This is a genomic window from Pseudomonas sp. KU43P (assembly GCF_033095865.1).
Classification (GTDB): Bacteria; Pseudomonadota; Gammaproteobacteria; order Pseudomonadales; family Pseudomonadaceae; genus Aquipseudomonas.
In genome coordinates this window covers 5,042,324-5,057,360 of record NZ_AP019365.1, presented here as the reverse complement: position 1 = coordinate 5,057,360, position 15,037 = coordinate 5,042,324, and the positions used below count along the sequence as shown (strand labels likewise).

The 15,037-nt window shown below is 62.7% G+C and carries 13 protein-coding genes and 2 pseudogenes; 6 read left to right on the top strand and 9 right to left on the bottom strand.

What is annotated here, in order from left to right:
* Positions 1 to 122 precede the first annotated feature (122 nt).
* Positions 123 to 1,007, bottom strand: coding sequence for a LysR family transcriptional regulator (locus KU43P_RS23160; protein ID WP_317659853.1), 885 nt, complete (start codon positions 1,005 to 1,007; stop codon positions 123 to 125).
* A gap of 78 nt (positions 1,008 to 1,085) precedes the next feature.
* Here KU43P_RS23160 and KU43P_RS23155 point away from each other — a divergent pair, with 78 nt between their 5' ends.
* Positions 1,086 to 1,850: a sulfite exporter TauE/SafE family protein gene (locus KU43P_RS23155; RefSeq protein ID WP_317659852.1), complete on the top strand. Its 765-nt coding sequence runs from the start codon at positions 1,086 to 1,088 to the stop codon at positions 1,848 to 1,850.
* On the opposite strand, the gene KU43P_RS23150 is transcribed toward KU43P_RS23155, so the two are convergent.
* Positions 1,840 to 2,154, bottom strand: coding sequence for a putative quinol monooxygenase (locus KU43P_RS23150; RefSeq protein ID WP_317659851.1), 315 nt, complete (start codon positions 2,152 to 2,154; stop codon positions 1,840 to 1,842). The two genes, KU43P_RS23155 and KU43P_RS23150, sit on opposite strands and share 11 nt — an antisense overlap.
* A 158-nt stretch (positions 2,155 to 2,312) precedes the next feature.
* On the opposite strand from KU43P_RS23150, the gene KU43P_RS23145 reads away from it, so the two are divergent.
* The 3 genes from KU43P_RS23145 to ggt all read left to right on the top strand — a co-directional run bounded on the left by KU43P_RS23145 (position 2,313) and on the right by ggt (position 5,645).
* Complete coding sequence (locus KU43P_RS23145; protein ID WP_317659850.1) at positions 2,313 to 2,903, top strand: NAD(P)H-dependent oxidoreductase; 591 nt, start codon at positions 2,313 to 2,315, stop codon at positions 2,901 to 2,903.
* Between the two features lie 60 nt (positions 2,904 to 2,963).
* Complete coding sequence (locus KU43P_RS23140; protein WP_317659849.1) at positions 2,964 to 3,860, top strand: LysR family transcriptional regulator; 897 nt, start codon at positions 2,964 to 2,966, stop codon at positions 3,858 to 3,860.
* A 117-nt stretch (positions 3,861 to 3,977) separates the two neighbouring features.
* Positions 3,978 to 5,645: a gamma-glutamyltransferase gene (gene ggt, locus KU43P_RS23135; protein WP_317659848.1), complete on the top strand. Its 1,668-nt coding sequence runs from the start codon at positions 3,978 to 3,980 to the stop codon at positions 5,643 to 5,645.
* Positions 5,646 to 5,768: 123 nt separating this feature from the next.
* On the opposite strand, the pseudogene KU43P_RS27150 reads toward ggt, so the two are convergent.
* The 3 genes and pseudogenes from KU43P_RS27150 to KU43P_RS23125 all read right to left on the bottom strand — a co-directional run.
* Positions 5,769 to 6,359: pseudogene (locus KU43P_RS27150) on the bottom strand (methyl-accepting chemotaxis protein); the annotation flags it as partial.
* 312 nt (positions 6,360 to 6,671) lie between these two features.
* Positions 6,672 to 7,553: pseudogene (locus tag KU43P_RS27145) on the bottom strand (methyl-accepting chemotaxis protein); the annotation flags it as partial.
* A gap of 319 nt (positions 7,554 to 7,872) precedes the next feature.
* On the bottom strand, positions 7,873 to 8,760 hold the full coding sequence (locus KU43P_RS23125; protein WP_317659846.1) for a neutral zinc metallopeptidase: 888 nt from the start codon (positions 8,758 to 8,760) through the stop codon (positions 7,873 to 7,875).
* 221 nt (positions 8,761 to 8,981) lie between these two features.
* On the opposite strand from KU43P_RS23125, the gene pcaH reads away from it, so the two are divergent.
* Both pcaH and pcaG read left to right on the top strand, forming a co-directional pair.
* The gene (pcaH, locus tag KU43P_RS23120; RefSeq protein WP_317659845.1) at positions 8,982 to 9,701 is read left to right on the top strand and encodes a protocatechuate 3,4-dioxygenase subunit beta; all 720 of its coding nucleotides are present in this window, start codon (positions 8,982 to 8,984) and stop codon (positions 9,699 to 9,701) included.
* 10 nt (positions 9,702 to 9,711) lie between these two features.
* The gene (pcaG, locus tag KU43P_RS23115; RefSeq protein ID WP_317659844.1) at positions 9,712 to 10,317 is read left to right on the top strand and encodes a protocatechuate 3,4-dioxygenase subunit alpha; all 606 of its coding nucleotides are present in this window, start codon (positions 9,712 to 9,714) and stop codon (positions 10,315 to 10,317) included.
* 679 nt (positions 10,318 to 10,996) lie between these two features.
* Here the strand turns inward: pcaG and KU43P_RS23110 are convergent.
* The 4 genes from KU43P_RS23110 to KU43P_RS23095 all read right to left on the bottom strand — a co-directional run bounded on the left by KU43P_RS23110 (position 10,997) and on the right by KU43P_RS23095 (position 14,871).
* Positions 10,997 to 11,431, bottom strand: coding sequence for a cupin domain-containing protein (locus KU43P_RS23110; protein WP_317659843.1), 435 nt, complete (start codon positions 11,429 to 11,431; stop codon positions 10,997 to 10,999).
* 103 nt (positions 11,432 to 11,534) lie between these two features.
* Entirely contained in the window at positions 11,535 to 12,440 is a 906-nt protein-coding gene (locus tag KU43P_RS23105) for a LysR family transcriptional regulator (protein WP_317659842.1), read from the bottom strand.
* Positions 12,441 to 12,493: 53 nt separating this feature from the next.
* Entirely contained in the window at positions 12,494 to 13,579 is a 1,086-nt protein-coding gene (gene trmA / locus KU43P_RS23100; protein ID WP_317659841.1) for a tRNA (uridine(54)-C5)-methyltransferase TrmA, read from the bottom strand.
* A complete protein-coding gene (locus tag KU43P_RS23095; protein ID WP_110742503.1) occupies positions 13,576 to 14,871 on the bottom strand; it encodes an NCS2 family permease in 1,296 nt (431 codons plus the stop codon). Before KU43P_RS23095 ends, trmA begins: the two co-directional genes overlap by 4 nt.
* Positions 14,872 to 15,037: the final 166 nt, after the last annotated feature.

Here is a 15,037-nt window from a genome sequence, read left to right as displayed (position 1 = left end):
ATGAGGCTTAGAGGTGTCTATGAAACCAAGGACGATTCAGCTGTCTGGTCGCGCTATGCATGCAGGTGGTGATGCTCGCGCATTGACCGAGTAGGGCGGGTCGGCAGTTCATCGATTTGTCGTCAAGCTTGTATCAGTCGCTCCACCAAACCTGCTGCGTATCCGGGCAACCCTGAAAATTCTCGTGCACACAACAACAGGCGCCGATTGGCCCAATCTTCGCGCAGCGCCACCCAATGTATCGGCAATACCCCCTGCCAACGTTTCACCGATGCCATGGGCACCACGCCGACACCGGCCCCGCCCGCCACCATGCGTATCACCCCATCAAACCCTTCGGCCCGCACCCGCACCTGCATGCGCCGCCCTTCGCGCAGTGCCTGTTCCTCCAGGTACAACGCCAGCGCACTGTTCGCCCCCAGGCCGACATGGCCATAGGCAAGGCAATCGATGAAACTCGGTGCGGCTTCCACGGCAAGGGGGTGATTCAATGGAGTGACCAGCACCAGCGGATCATCGCGAAATGGCAAGGTCTGCAGATGCGCACTGGGTGCTGCGGTGGAGATGACGCCCAGATCAGCCATGCCCTGGGTGATCGACTGCACGATCCGCAAGCTCGGCAGCTCCTGCACATCGACGCTGACCCCGGGGTTGTCGGCCAGGTAGCTCGCCAGCAGTTCCGGCAGGTATTCGGTCAGCGCCGCTGTGTTGCACAGCAACCGCACCTGCCCTTGTTGCCCTTGCGCGTACTGGGCCAGGTCGAACTGCAGGCGCTCGACCTGCTGCCCGATCAGCCGTGCATGTTGCAGCAGCGCCTGGCCGGCCGGGGTTGGCTGAACGCCACGCCGGTTGCGTTCGAGCAGTGCAATACCCAGCGAGGCTTCCATGGCGCGGATACGCGCGCTGGCCGCCGGTAGCGACAGGTGGCTGCGGTGTGCCCCGGCGGTGATGTTGCCGCACTCCAGGGTGTGCCGGAAAAGCGTGAGGTCAATCAGGTCGAAGTGCATCAGCCTCTGTCCTGGCAAGAGTCTGGCTGAGTATATGGCAGATTTTCAGGCTGCTCGCCGTACAGCATGATGATGCCCATGACGACCTTGATCACGTTTTATCAGAACATAGGCCCAGCACTGACATTGCTGGTTATTTTCACCTTCCTGCTGGCCGGGGCGGTCAAGGGAGTGATCGGTCTCGGGCTGCCGACCATCGCCATGGGCTTGCTCGGGCTGGCTATGTCACCGACACAGGCTGCTGCGCTTTTGATCGTTCCCTCGACCCTCACCAATCTCTGGCAAATCGCAAACGGCGGGCATCTGCTGGCGTTGTTGCGACGACTGGGGCCAATGCTGGTGATGATATTCGTCGGCACGCTGGCAGGCAGTGCCTGGCTGGGTATCGACAGTGGGCCGTGGGCGGCGCATGCACTGGGGGGCGCGTTGGTCGTCTACGCGCTTTATGGGCTAGTGGGCCCGGCACTGCGGATTGCCGCGCATAGCGAAGGGTGGCTGGGGCCGCTGTGCGGGCTGGTGACCGGCGTGGTCACGGCAGCCACCGGTGTATTCGTGATACCCGCCGTGCCCTATCTGCAGAGCCTGGGCCTGGGCCGCGACGAGATGATCCAGGCGCTGGGCCTGTCGTTCACGGTGTCCACCGTGGCCCTGGCCTTTGGCCTGGCCGGGCAGGATGCCCTGGGTGGCCAGGCGTTGGGGGCTTCCCTGTTGATGCTGGCGCCGGCACTGCTGGGCATGATGGCCGGCCAGTGGTTACGCCAGTGCATCAGTGCGGCGCTGTTCAAGCGTTGTTTCTTCATCGGCCTGGCCCTGCTGGGCGGCCATCTGATGATCAACGGCTAGCGGAAGAAGCGCTGAGCATCTCGATCATCTGGATATCGAAATCGCGTTCCAGGTAGTCCATGCGTTTTTCGAAGAACGCGGCCATGTGCGGCAGGCCCGAGTGCACGTCCAGGGCGGCCTTGTCGGCCCACACTTCGTAGAACACGAACAGGCTCGGGTCTTCCTTGTCGCGCAGCATGTGGTATTCGATACAGCCAGCCTCCTGGCGGCTCGGCTCCACGTAAGCGCGGAACAGGGTTTCGAAGGCTTCGGCCATTTCTGGCCGGGTCTTGGCCTTGAGGATGAACGCGTATTGCTCACTCATGGGTAACGACTCGTGCGTGGGAAGATGAATCGATTCTACGGCAAGAATGTGCCGTTAATTCTTGAGCTCAGGTCAATTGTATTTTGCCTGGCACCTGCTGTATCCCATGCCTGTGAACCCCTAATCTGCCGGCCATTGATTCTTGACGCGAGGTCAGCATGAAAAAGATTCTTCTGCTCAATGGCGGTAAACAGTTCGCCCATTCCGATGGCCGCCTCAACCAGACCCTGCACGACGCCGCGCTGGCACATCTGGACCGCGCAGGCTACGACGTGCAACAGACCTTCATCGACGGCGGTTACGATGTACAGGCCGAAGTGGAGAAATTCCTCTGGGCCGATGTGATCATCTACCAGATGCCCGGCTGGTGGATGGGTGCGCCCTGGACCGTGAAGAAATACATCGACGAGGTCTTCACTGCCGGTCACGGCAGCCTCTATGCCAGTGATGGCCGTACCCGTTCCGATGCCTCGCAGAAATACGGCAGCGGCGGCCTGGTGCAAGGCAAGCATTACATGCTGTCGCTGACCTGGAACGCGCCGCAGCAAGCCTTCGACGACCCGAGCGATTTCTTCGAGGGCAAGGGCGTGGACGCCGTGTACTTCCCGTTCCACAAGGCCAATCAATTCCTCGGCATGAGCGGGCTGCCGACCTTCATTGCGGTGGATGTAATGAAGCGCCCGGACGTGCCAGCGGCCTTGGCGGCCTATGAGGCGCATCTGGATCAGGTGTTCGGCAAGGCTGTTTGACTGGACTTGCTGGCAGCTAGCGGCTATCAATCACCGCGAAGAGCAGACACAGGCACAGACGTGAAAACCCGATCCGAAGAACTCCAGGTATTCGTCGCCGTGATTGATTGCGGCTCGATCTCCGCCGCCGCCGAACAGATCGGCCAGACCCCTTCGGCCGTCAGCCGTACCCTGTCGCGCCTGGAGGCCAAGCTCGGCACCACATTGGTCAACCGCACCACACGGCGCATGGACCTGACCGAAGAAGGGCGCTTCTTTCTCGAACGCTCACGGCTGATCCTGGAGCAGATGGACGAAATGGAGGAGCGCCTGTCGATGAACCGGCAGACCGCCTCCGGCCGCCTGCGCATCAACGCAGCCGCGCCTTTCATGCTGCATGCCATCCTCCCGTGGATTGGCGAGTTCCGCCGCCAGTACCCCGGCATCGAGCTGGAACTCAACACCGATGACCTGATCATCGACCTGCTGGAGCAGAGCACCGACGTGGCCATCCGCATCGGTGAGCTGGCCGACTCCAGCCTGCATGCCCGTGCATTGGGTTGCAGCCCGGTGCAGGTGCTGGCCAGCCCGGCCTACCTGGAGCAGCACGGTACCCCCGAGCGCGTTGAAGACCTCAGCCAGCACTGCCTGCTCGGCTTCAGTCAGCCCGAATCGCTCAACCAGTGGCCACTGCGCCATGCCCAGGGCGACCGCTGGCCGATCCGCCCGGCTCTGCTGGCCTCCAGCGGTGAGACCCTGCGCCACCTGGCCTTGGCTGGGGAGGGCATCGTCAGTTTGTCGCATTTCATGACCCACGAAGACATCCGCGCCGGGCGCCTGCAGGTGCTCCTCAGCGAAGCCAACAATGGCTACCGCCAGCCGATCCACGCTGTCTACTACCGCAATACGCAACTGGCCCTGCGCATCCAGTGTTTCCTCGACTTCATTCAGCGCAAACTGGCCATGTACGCCTGCTGAGTTGCCTGAACGCGACAGATCCTGCCCATGGGCGGCGAAACTTCCTGCCTGTGATTGCACAGTCGACCGGCTTCGGCCTTACTGACTGATCAACAAAAACAACACCAAGGAAGTGTCATGCGTATTGTCCTGTTCCAGTCCCTGGCGCTCGGAGCTGCGATCCTGAGCTGTTCATCGGCCTATGCCGTGACCCTGGAAGGCGGCGCGGTGGCTGCGCCTGATCAATATGGCGCACAGGTGGCCGCCGATATCCTGAAGAAAGGCGGCAACGCGGTCGATGCCGCCGTGGCCACGGCATTCACCCTGGCGGTGACCTACCCGGAGGCCGGCAATATCGGCGGTGGTGGGTTCATGACCCTGTTCGTCGACGGCAAACCTTACTTCCTCGACTACCGCGAAGTGGCGCCCAAGGCCGCCAGCCGCAACATGTACCTGGACGAAAAAGGCGAGGTCATCGAGAACCTGAGCTTGGTCGGCGTGCGTGCCGCCGGCGTGCCGGGCACCGTGATGGGCCTGTGGGAAGCCCACCAGAAGTTCGGCAAGCTGCCCTGGAGCGAGCTTCTCACCCCGGCCATCGGCTATGCGAAAAACGGCTTCAAGATCGCCGAAAAACAGTACCAGTACCGCAACGACGCCCAAGGCCTGTTCAAGACCGCCACCAACTTCAATGACTATTTCGGCAACATGAAGGTGGGCGAGCTGTTCAAGCAGCCAGAAATGGCGCAGACCCTGGAGCGCATCGCCGACAAGGGCGTCAACGAGTTCTACCAGGGCAAGACCGCTGACCTGCTGGTGGCGCAGATGCAGGCCGACAAGGGACTGATCACCAAGGAAGACCTCAAAGATTACAAAGCCGTCTGGCGCGAACCGATGGCCCTGAGCTGGCGCGGCAATGTGGTATACACGGCGCCGCCGCCGAGCTCGGGTGGCGTTGCCCTGGCGCAGTTGCTGGGCATCAAGGAAGACCGCGCAGCGGACTTCAAGGGCGTGGCGCACAACTCGGCGCAGTACATCCACCTGTTGGCGGAGATCGAGAAGCGGGTGTTCGCCGACCGCGCCGACTACCTGGGCGACCCGGCCTTCACCAAGGTGCCGGTCGATCAGCTGATCGCCAAGGACTACCTGGCCAAGCGCGCCGCCCAGGTCAACCCCAAGGCCATTTCCGAAACCGACAAGGTCAAGCCGGGCCTGGAGCCGCACCAGACCACGCACTTCTCGATCGTCGACAAGCAGGGCAACGCCGTCAGCAACACCTACACCCTCAACCTCGACTACGGCAGTGGCGTGGTGGTGAAGGGCGCAGGCTTCCTGCTCAACGACGAGATGGACGACTTCAGCGCCAAGCCGGGCGCGGCCAACGCTTTTGGCGTGGTCGGCGGCGACGCCAATGCCATCGCCCCGGGCAAGCGCATGCTGTCATCGATGAGCCCAAGCCTGATGACCCGAGACGGCAAGGTCGAGCTGGTGATCGGCACGCCGGGCGGTTCGCGCATCTTCACCTCGATCTTCCAGGTGATGAACAACCTGTATGACTACGGCATGCCGCTGGATAAAGCCGTGGCGGCACAGCGCGTGCATCATCAGTTGCTGCCCAAGGACACCATCTACTTCGACAGCTATGCGCCGCTGACCGGGCCGGTGGCCGATGAGCTGAAGAAGATGGGATATGTACTGGAGGACCAAGGCTGGGAGATGGGTGATATCCAGGCAATCCGCGTCGATGGGGCGAAGCTTGAGACCGCTTCGGACCCGCGTGGGCGTGGCGTGGGGATGATCGTCAAATAAGCGGCTGGCCCTATCGCCGGCAAGCCGGCTCCCACAAGTACAGCGCAAGCCCAAGCTGGGCGCTTTGCCTGTGGGAGCCGGCTTGCCGGCGATGGGCTGCAAAGCAGCCCTAAGGCCTCATGTTCAGACGCGGAACTGGCTCACCAGCATCTGCAATTGTCCCCCAAGGCGCGCCAGCTCCACGCTGGACTTCGCTGTCTCGTCACTGGCCGCCGCCGTCTGCTCCGACACATCGCGCACATTCAGGATGCTGCGGCTGATCTCTTCAGCCACCGCGCTCTGCTGCTCGGCCGCCGCAGCGATCTGCTGGTTCATCGACTGGATGCTCGAGACCGTGCTGGTGATGTTCTCCAGCGAAGCCCCGGCCTTGCGCGCAAGTTCCACACTGCTGTCGGTCAGGGTACGGCTGCCGTGCATGGCGTTGGCCACTTGCTGGGTGCCGTGCTGCAGGCTGGCGACCAGCTCCTCGATTTCCTCGGTGGACTTCTGGGTACGTTGGGCCAGGCCACGCACTTCGTCGGCCACCACGGCAAAGCCCCGGCCCGCCTCACCGGCACGGGCCGCTTCGATCGCGGCGTTGAGCGCCAGTAGGTTGGTCTGTTCGGCCACCGACTTGATCACATCCATGACGCTGCCGATCTTCTGGCTTTCCTGTTGCAGCAGGTTCATCGCTTCGGTCGACCGGTGCACCTCATCGGCCAGGCGCTCGATCTGGCTGATCGCTTCACCGACCACGAGATCGCCCGCGCGGGCTTCGTCGTCGGCGCCGGTAGCAGCGTGCGAAGCTTGCTCGGCATTGCGCGCCACTTCCTGGACGGTCGCGGCCATTTCGTGCATGGCGGTCGCAACCTGATCGGTTTCAACCTTCTGGCTGTTGGCGCCCGCGCTGGTCTGCTCGGTTACTGCCGAGAGCTCTTCGGCGGCGCTGGCAATCTGCGTGACGCCATCGCGGATACCGCTGATCAGGTCGCGCAGGGTGGTGCCCATGCGTGCGATGCCTTGCTGCAGCACGCCGATTTCGTCGCGGCGTGTCACCTGCAGGTCGTGGGTCAGGTCGCCTCCGGCGATTCGCTCCACCGCATGCAGGGTTTCCTGCAGCGGGCGGGTGATCTGGCGGGTGATGAGAACGGCTGCCAATACACCGGCGAGCAAGGCCAGCAAGGTGGCGATGGTCTGCAGGCTTCGGGCTTGGGTGCTCTCGGCGTCGCGGCGCTCGAGCTGGATCTTGTACAGCGCATCGCTTCGCTTGACGATATCGGCGCCCTGTACGGTCATTTCGGCACGGGCAGTGGTGATTTCGGCGACGGCATCACGGAACTGACGCACGGCATCGCGGTAAGCCTGCACCGACTGCTCGAACTGCTGCACCCGGGTGGCCTCGGCAGGTAGCTGGCGCTTGAGGTCGTCGATTTCCGATAGCGCTGCTTCGAGCTGGCGCAGCGCAGCTTGTTCATTGGCCGCCGTGTTGTCGGCGATGTAGCCGCGAACGTCGATGCGCACTTGCAGCAGTTGCTGGCGTGCCTTGCTGATCAGTTGGTATTGCGCCAGCCGCACGCCATCTGGCTCAGGGCGCGACATGACGTCCTCGGCCAGGCTGTCCATGGCGTGGTCGGCCTTGCTGGCCGACACGTTCATGGCGTCGCGGGCGGCCTGGGTGCTGCTGTAGCCGGCGCGCATCTTGTTCAGCGACACCTTGTACTCGCTGATGGTCTGCCCCAGCTCATTGAGCAGCTTGACGTTCTCCGGGCTCTTGAAGGTGCTGGCCAGGTAGGCCTGCTGCTTGCTGAAACCGTCGAGCTTGGCCTGGGTGTTGGCGGCAGCGGCGTCGTCACCGTTGGCGATCATGTATTGCAGGCGCGCAATACGCAGGTCGGTCAGGTCTTTGTTGAGCTGGGCGATATCGCCCATCCAGTTGCTACGGTCGATGAGGCTGCCCAGGCTGGTCCAGCCAGTGAGGGCCAGCAGGCCGGTGAGGACCAGCACCAGGCCGAAGCCCAGGCCGAGTTTGAGGTTGACGCTGATGTTGGCGAACCACCTGTTCATGCACGCTCTCCAGAAAATTTTCGCTCACTTGATCTTCGATCGCGAGGCGTTGTTGTTCTGGATGCCCGCTTAATCGTGCAGGGGTTATCGGCAAGAGCAGGGGAAGCTGAAACGCTTTTTCAGCAGATTTGTAACCCCATGAAAACGTTTGCGTTTTCATGGGCGGCAACGCGGTCCTGTGAGTTCAAAGGTTCCGCGCACTGAAGGTATCGCAACTGTTCACTTCACCCTGGGCAAACCCCGCCTTGAACCAGCGCACCCGTTGCTGCGAAGTGCCATGGGTAAATGAGTCGGGTACCACACGGCCCTGGCCCTGCTGCTGCAGGCGGTCATCGCCAATGGCATTGGCCGCGTTCAAGGCTTCCTCCACATCACCAGGCTCCAGCCAGTTCAGGCGCTGCTGCGCCTGGAAGGCCCAGACCCCGGCCAGGCAGTCGGCCTGCAACTCCTGACGCACCAGCAGACCGTTGTCGCCCTCCATGCGCTGGCCGTTACGCCGGGCGGCGTCGACTTTGGCAGATACGCCGAGCAGGGTCTGCACATGATGGCCAATCTCATGGGCGATCACGTAGGCCTGGGCAAAATCGCCCGCAGCGGCGAAGCGGGTTTCCATCTCACGGAAGAACGACATGTCCAGATAGACCCTTTGGTCCGCCGGGCAGTAGAACGGGCCCACGGCCGCCGAGGCGAAGCCGCAGGCGGAATTGACCTGGCCACTGAACAGCACCAGCTTGGGGTCGCGGTATTGCTTGCCGGCCTGGGAGAACAGGGCCTTCCAGGTGTCTTCGGTATCGCCCAGGATCGAGGCGACGAACTGCGCCTGCTCATCGTTGGCCGCAGGCGCCTTGTTGCTGGTGCCACTGGGGGCCTGCTGCTGTTGCTGCATCTGCCCCGTGAGTTGGCCAAGAATCTGCAATGGGTCTTGGCCGGTAAGCCAACCGATGCCGACGATCAGCAGGATTGCACCGAGCCCGAGCCCCTTGCCGCCGCCAAAGCGCATGCCACCGCCGCCGCCACCTTCGCCACGGGCATCGACCACGTTGTCACTGCGTCGGCCTTTTCGCCATTCCATGAGGGCTCTCCAGAGGGTGAAACAGAAAGTAAAAGATTAGTTCACCGCAGCCAAAGGTACTAATTCATAACCATTTGGTTATGTATCTCACGCCTGAATTCAATATCCATCTCGCCCGACCTATCCGAAACTGCAAGTCCCTGTGGAAGCTGGCTTGCTGGCGACTGGGCTTGGCACAAGCCCCGATGGGGAACTCCATAATTCCAAGAGAGGAAACCGGCATGCCCGCCCAGGACACCAGCCGCTTCGTGATCCGTGATCGCAACTGGCACCCCAAAGCCCTGACCCCTGACTACAAGACCTCCATTGCCCGCTCGCCGCGCCAGGCACTGGTGAGCATTCCCCAGTCGATCAGCGAAACCACCGGCCCGGACTTTTCCCACCTAGGCTTCGGCCCCCATGACCATGACCTGCTGCTCAACTTCAACAACGGTGGCCTGCCCATCGGTGAGCGCATCATCCTCGCCGGCCGTGTGGTCGACCAGTACGGCAAGCCCGTATCCAACACCCTGGTGGAAATCTGGCAGGCGAACGCCGGTGGCCGCTACCGTCACAAGAACGACCGCTACCTGGCGCCGCTGGACCCGAACTTCGGCGGGGTCGGCCGCTGCCTGACCGACCGCGACGGCTACTATAGCTTCCGCACCATCAAGCCCGGCCCGTACCCATGGCGCAACGGCCCGAACGACTGGCGCCCCGCGCATATCCACGTGGCCATCAGCGGCACGTCGATTGCCACCAAGCTGATCACCCAGCTGTATTTCGAGGGCGACCCGCTGATTCCGCTGTGCCCGATCGTCAAGTCGATCGCCAACCCCGACGCCGTGCAGCAACTGATCGCCAAGCTCGACATGAGCCATGCCAACCCCATGGATAGCCTGGCGTACCGCTTCGACATCGTGCTGCGCGGCCAGCGCAAGACCCACTTCGAAAACTGCTGAGGACACCGCCATGCCAATCGAACTGCTGCCGGAAACCCCCTCGCAGACCGCCGGCCCCTACGTGCACATCGGCCTTGCCCTGGAAGCGGCCGGCAACCCGACCCGCGACCAGGAAATCTGGAACCGCCTGGCCAAGCCGGAGGCGCCGGGCGAGCACATTCTGCTCATTGGCCAGGTGTATGACGGCAATGGCCATCTGGTGCGCGACTCGTTCCTGGAAATCTGGCAGGCCGATGCCGACGGTCAGTACCAGGATGCCTACCACCTGGAAAACGCCTTCAATAGCTTCGGCCGCACCGCCACGACCTTCGATGCTGGCGAATGGACTGTTCACACGGTCAAGCCGGGTGTGGTGAACAACGCATCTGGCGTGCCGATGGCGCCGCACATCAACCTCAGCCTGTTTGCCCGGGGCATCAACATTCACTTGCATACGCGGTTGTATTTCGATGACGAGGCCGAAGCCAACGCCAAGTGCCCGGTGCTCAACCTGATCGAGCAGCCGCAGCGGCGTGAGACGTTGATTGCCAAGCGTTGCGAGGTGGATGGGAAGACGGCGTATCGCTTCGATATCCGTATTCAGGGGGAAGGGGAGACGGTGTTCTTCGACTTCTGAAGTTGTTGGGGCCGCGGTGCGGCCCAATCGCCGGCAAGCCGGCTCCTACAGGAACCCAGCCGACCTTGAGCACTGTGGAGTATCTGTAGGAACTGGCTTGCCAGCGATTGGGCTGCAAGGCAGCCCCACGACCCCAGCCGGCCTTGAGCACTGTGAAGTATCTGTAGGAGCTGGCTTGCCAGCGATTGGTCTGCAAGTCAGCCCCAGGAACCCTGCCGATCTTGAGCACTGTGGAGTATCTGTAGGAACTGGCTTGCCAGCGATTGGGCTGCAAGGCAGCCCCAGGAACCCAGCCGACCTTGAGCACTGTGGAGTATCTGTAGGAGCTGGCTTGCCAGCGATTGGTCTGCAAGTCAGCCCCAGGAACCCAGCCGACCTTGAGCACTGTGAAGTATCTGTAGGAGCTAGCTTGCCAGCGATTGGGCTGCAAGGCAGCCCCAGGAACCCAGCCGGCCTTGAGCACTGTGAAGTATCTGTAGGAGCTGGCTTGCCAGCGATTGGTCTGCAAGGCAGCCCCAGGAACCCAGCCGGCCTTGAGCACTGTGAAGTATCTGTAGGAGCTGGCTTGCCAGCGATTGGTCTGCAAGTCAGCCCCAGGAACCCAGCCGGCCTTGAGCACTGTGAAGTATCTGTAGGAGCTGGCTTGCCAGCGATTGGTCTGCAAGGCAGCCCCAGGCCCTCAGCCTTTCACAGGCTTCAGGTCAAACGCATCAGCCTGGTACTGGAACAACAGGCAGTCGGCTGCAGCAGTGCAGCCGCTCTCATGCACCAGGTCGGCCGGCAGTTTGTAATAGGACCCGGCCGGATACTCGATGCGCTTGCCATCGATCACCGCATAGAAAGTCCCACCCAAAACCACGGTCGGCAACGTCTGGCTATGCTGGTGCAGGCCATTGTCTGTCCCCTTCCTGAATTTCACATAGGCCGAATAAGGCCCCTTGCCAAAGATATCGCCCTCGACGTTGGCATAACTCACGGCGCCCTGGGTATTGGGCACGTCCTGCCACTTCAATGCCGTACTGTCGGTCACCGAAATGCTTTTTTCCTCCGCGCTGACGCCGATAGCCAGGGTACCGAGGGTCAAGATCGCGATCATCGCCTGCACTGCTTTCATGGTGAAACTCCTTCGTCGAGTGGATGTGCAACGAAGGTTAATCAAACGAAAAGCGCACAAATACGCAGAATATTAGCCATGACTTGTGCGCATACAGCACAAATCAGGATTGCCATCTCGCCTGCGAGTAGTAAGCCTGAACGTAATCCAGCAGCGCCCGTACCTTGGGCGCGAGGTAGCGGCTCTGTGGATAAACCGCATACAGGCTGCGCGCGGGCAGCTTCCAGTTCTCCAGCAGCCGCACCAACCGCCCGTCCAGCAGTGCATCATGAACGATGAATCGGTCGAAGCTGGCGATGCCCAGACCGCCAATCGCGGCGGCCCGCAGGGCCATCGGCGAGTTGGCGCTCAGCCGCCGAGGCATGAGGATGTCGCGCTGTTCACCATCGGCGCTGGTGAGTTGCAGGCGCTGCGGGTGCAGCAGCTGGCTGTAGCCGAGCAGGGCATGGCTGGCCAGTTCATCAGGGCTGGTCGGCGCGCCGTGGCGTTCCAGGTAACCCGGGGAGGCCACCAGCATCACTTCACTGCTGGCCAGCCGGCGGGCGACCAGGCTGGAGTCCGGCAGGTGGTCGGTAACCCGCAGGCACACATCGATCTCTTCCTCCAGCAGATCGACGAAACGGTCGCTGCAGTGCAGCTCGATCTGCAGCAGCGGGTGACGCTCGACGAAGTCCGGTAACCAGCTCCCCAGTTCCAGCTCGCCGAACGCCGTGGCCACGCCTAGGCGCAGGTTGCCGCTGGGCTGTTGCTGATGTTCGGACAGTTCCAGGGCCATGGCCTGCATCTGTTCGAGGATCTGCACGCAGTGACGATAGAACAGCGCACCGGCCTCTGTCAGGTGCAGGCGGCGGGTGGTGCGGGTGAGCAACTGGGTGCCGAGGTGACGTTCGAGCTGCTTCACCTGGCGGGACAGCACGGTATGCGACACGCCCGCCTGGCTGGCGGCGGCGCTGAAGCTGCCGAGGTCGACGACCCGGCGGAAGGTTTGCATGGCACTGAACTGGTCCATCAACACTCCTGGCAGCGTGTGGTGGGGCCGGTGAAGCCCCACTGCAACGCGGATCAGCGCCGAACCAGCAGTACCCCGCTTTCCATGTGATGGGTGTACGGGAACTGGTCGAACAGCGCGCAGCGTTCGATACGGTGGGTATCTTGCAGCTGGGCGATGTTCTGCGCCAGGGTCTCGGGGTTGCACGAGATGTACAGGATGCGTTCGAAACGGCGGGTCAGCTCGCAGGTGTCCGGGTCCATGCCGGCGCGCGGCGGGTCGACGAACACGGTGCCGAATGCGTAGCTTTTCAGGTCGATGCCTTCCAGGCGCCGGAACGGACGAACCTCGTTCAGCGCCTGGGTCAGCTCTTCCGCCGACAGGCGCACCAGGCGCACGTTATCCACAGCGTTCTCGTCGAGGTTGCTCAGGGCGGCGTTGACCGAGGTTTTGCTGATCTCGGTGGCCAGCACCTGGCGCACGCGGGTGGCCAGCGGCAGGGTGAAGTTGCCGTTGCCGCAGTACAACTCCAGCAGGTCGTCGTCGCGCTCGCCGATGGTCTCGAACGCCCAGCTCAGCATCTTCTGGTTCACTGCGCCATTAGGCTGGGTGAATGCGCCTTCCGGCTGGCGATAGCTGAACACCCGGCCGGCCACGTCGAGTTTCTCCACGGCGTAGTCGCGGCCGATGACCAGGCGTTTGCCCTTGGAGCGGCCGATGAGGCTGACGCCGAGCTCTTCGGCCAGCTGCCGCGCCGCCACTTCCCAGGCGTCATCCAGCGGGCGGTGGTAGCACATCGTGACCATCGCGTCGCCTGCCAGGGTGGTGAGGAACTCGACCTGGAACAGGCGGTTGCTCAGTTCCTCACTGGCCTGCCAGGCCGCCTTCAGGCGCGGCATCAGCGCGTTGATGCGCTCGCTGGCGATGGGGAAGTCATCGATCAGAATGGCCTTGTGCTTCTCGCCCGGGGCGAACATCGCGTAGTGGCGCTGGCCGTCCTCGCGCCACAGGCGAAACTCCGCGCGCAGGCGATAGTGCGTACGCGGCGAGTCGAAGACCGCAGGCTCCGGCGCACCGAAGGGGGCCAGCAGTTCGCGCAGGCGGGCGACCTTGGCCTGGAGTTGCGCGTCGTAGGCGCTTGGGTCGAAGACAGCACTCATGCGTTGAACCAGCCCAACTTGATCACGAACAGGATGGAAAGGATCACCAGTGCCGGGTTCAGGTCGCGGTGGCGGCCCGAGATCAGCTTGACGGCGGTCCAGGAAATGAAGCCGAAGGCGATACCGTTGGCGATCGAATAAGTCAGCGGCATGGCCAGAGCAGTCACCACCACTGGCGCGGCTTCGGTGACGTCGTCCCAGTTTATTTCGGCCAGGCCCGAGGCCATCAGCACCGCGACGAACAGCAGCGCGGGGGCGGTGGCGAAGGCTGGCACGCTACCGGCCAGCGGGGCGAAGAACAGCGCCAGCAGGAACAACACGGCGACCACGATGGCGGTCAGGCCGGTGCGGCCACCGGCGCTCACGCCAGCTGCCGATTCGATGTAGCTGGTGGTGGTCGAGGTGCCCAGCAGGGAGCCTGCCATGGCCGCAGTGCTGTCGGCGATCAGGGCGCGGCCCATCTTCGGCATGTGCCCGTCCTTGCCCATCAGGCCGGCGCGCTTGGCCACACCGATCAGGGTGCCGGAGTTGTCGAACAGGTCGACGAACAGGAAGGCGAAGATCACGCTGACCAGGCCCACATCCAGGGCACCGGCGATGTCCAGCTGGAGGAAGGTGGGGGCCAGCGACGGTGGCATGGAGACGATGCCGCCGAACGGCGTCACGCCCATCACGATCGAGGCGACGGTTACGGCGAGAATGCCGATCAGCACTGCACCGCGCACTTTCAGCGACTCGAGGCCGACGATCAGGAAGAAACCCAAGGTAGCAAGGATCGGCGCGGGCTGCTTGAGGTCGCCCAGGCCCACCAAGGTGGCCGGGTTATCGACGACGATGCCGGCGTTATGCAGGGCGATCAGTGCCAGGAACAGGCCGATACCGGCTGCGATGGCTGAGCGCAAGGGCAGCGGAATGCTGTTCACGATCCATTCGCGGATACGGAAGATCGACAGCAGGAAGAACATCACCGCCGACAGGAACACCGCGCCCAGCGCCACCTGCCAGGTGTGGCCCATGTGCAGCACCACCGTATAGGTGAAGAAGGCGTTCAGGCCCATTCCCGGCGCCAGGGCGATCGGGTAGTTGGCGATCAGGCCCATGGTCGTCGAACCGATGGCCGCGGCCAGGCAGGTGGCGACGAAGATCGCGCCCTTGTCCATGCCGGTTTCGCCGAGGATGCTCGGGTTGACGAACAGGATGTAGGCCATGGCCAGGAAGGTGGTGACGCCCGCGAGAATCTCGGTGCGCACATTGGTGTTGTGTGCTCTTAGTTGAAACAGCCTTTCCAGCATGCCCGCTCCCCAAGGCGCCCCCGGCGCCGTGAATGTATCGACCCCATCAGCAAAGCACAGACCGTACCGGATGCCGTAGTTTTGTGTGGGGAGGAAAAAAGCCGCGCATCATACCAGCATGCATGGCACGGGCCTATGGCCGTTGGGGAATGGGTTGTTTCTACCT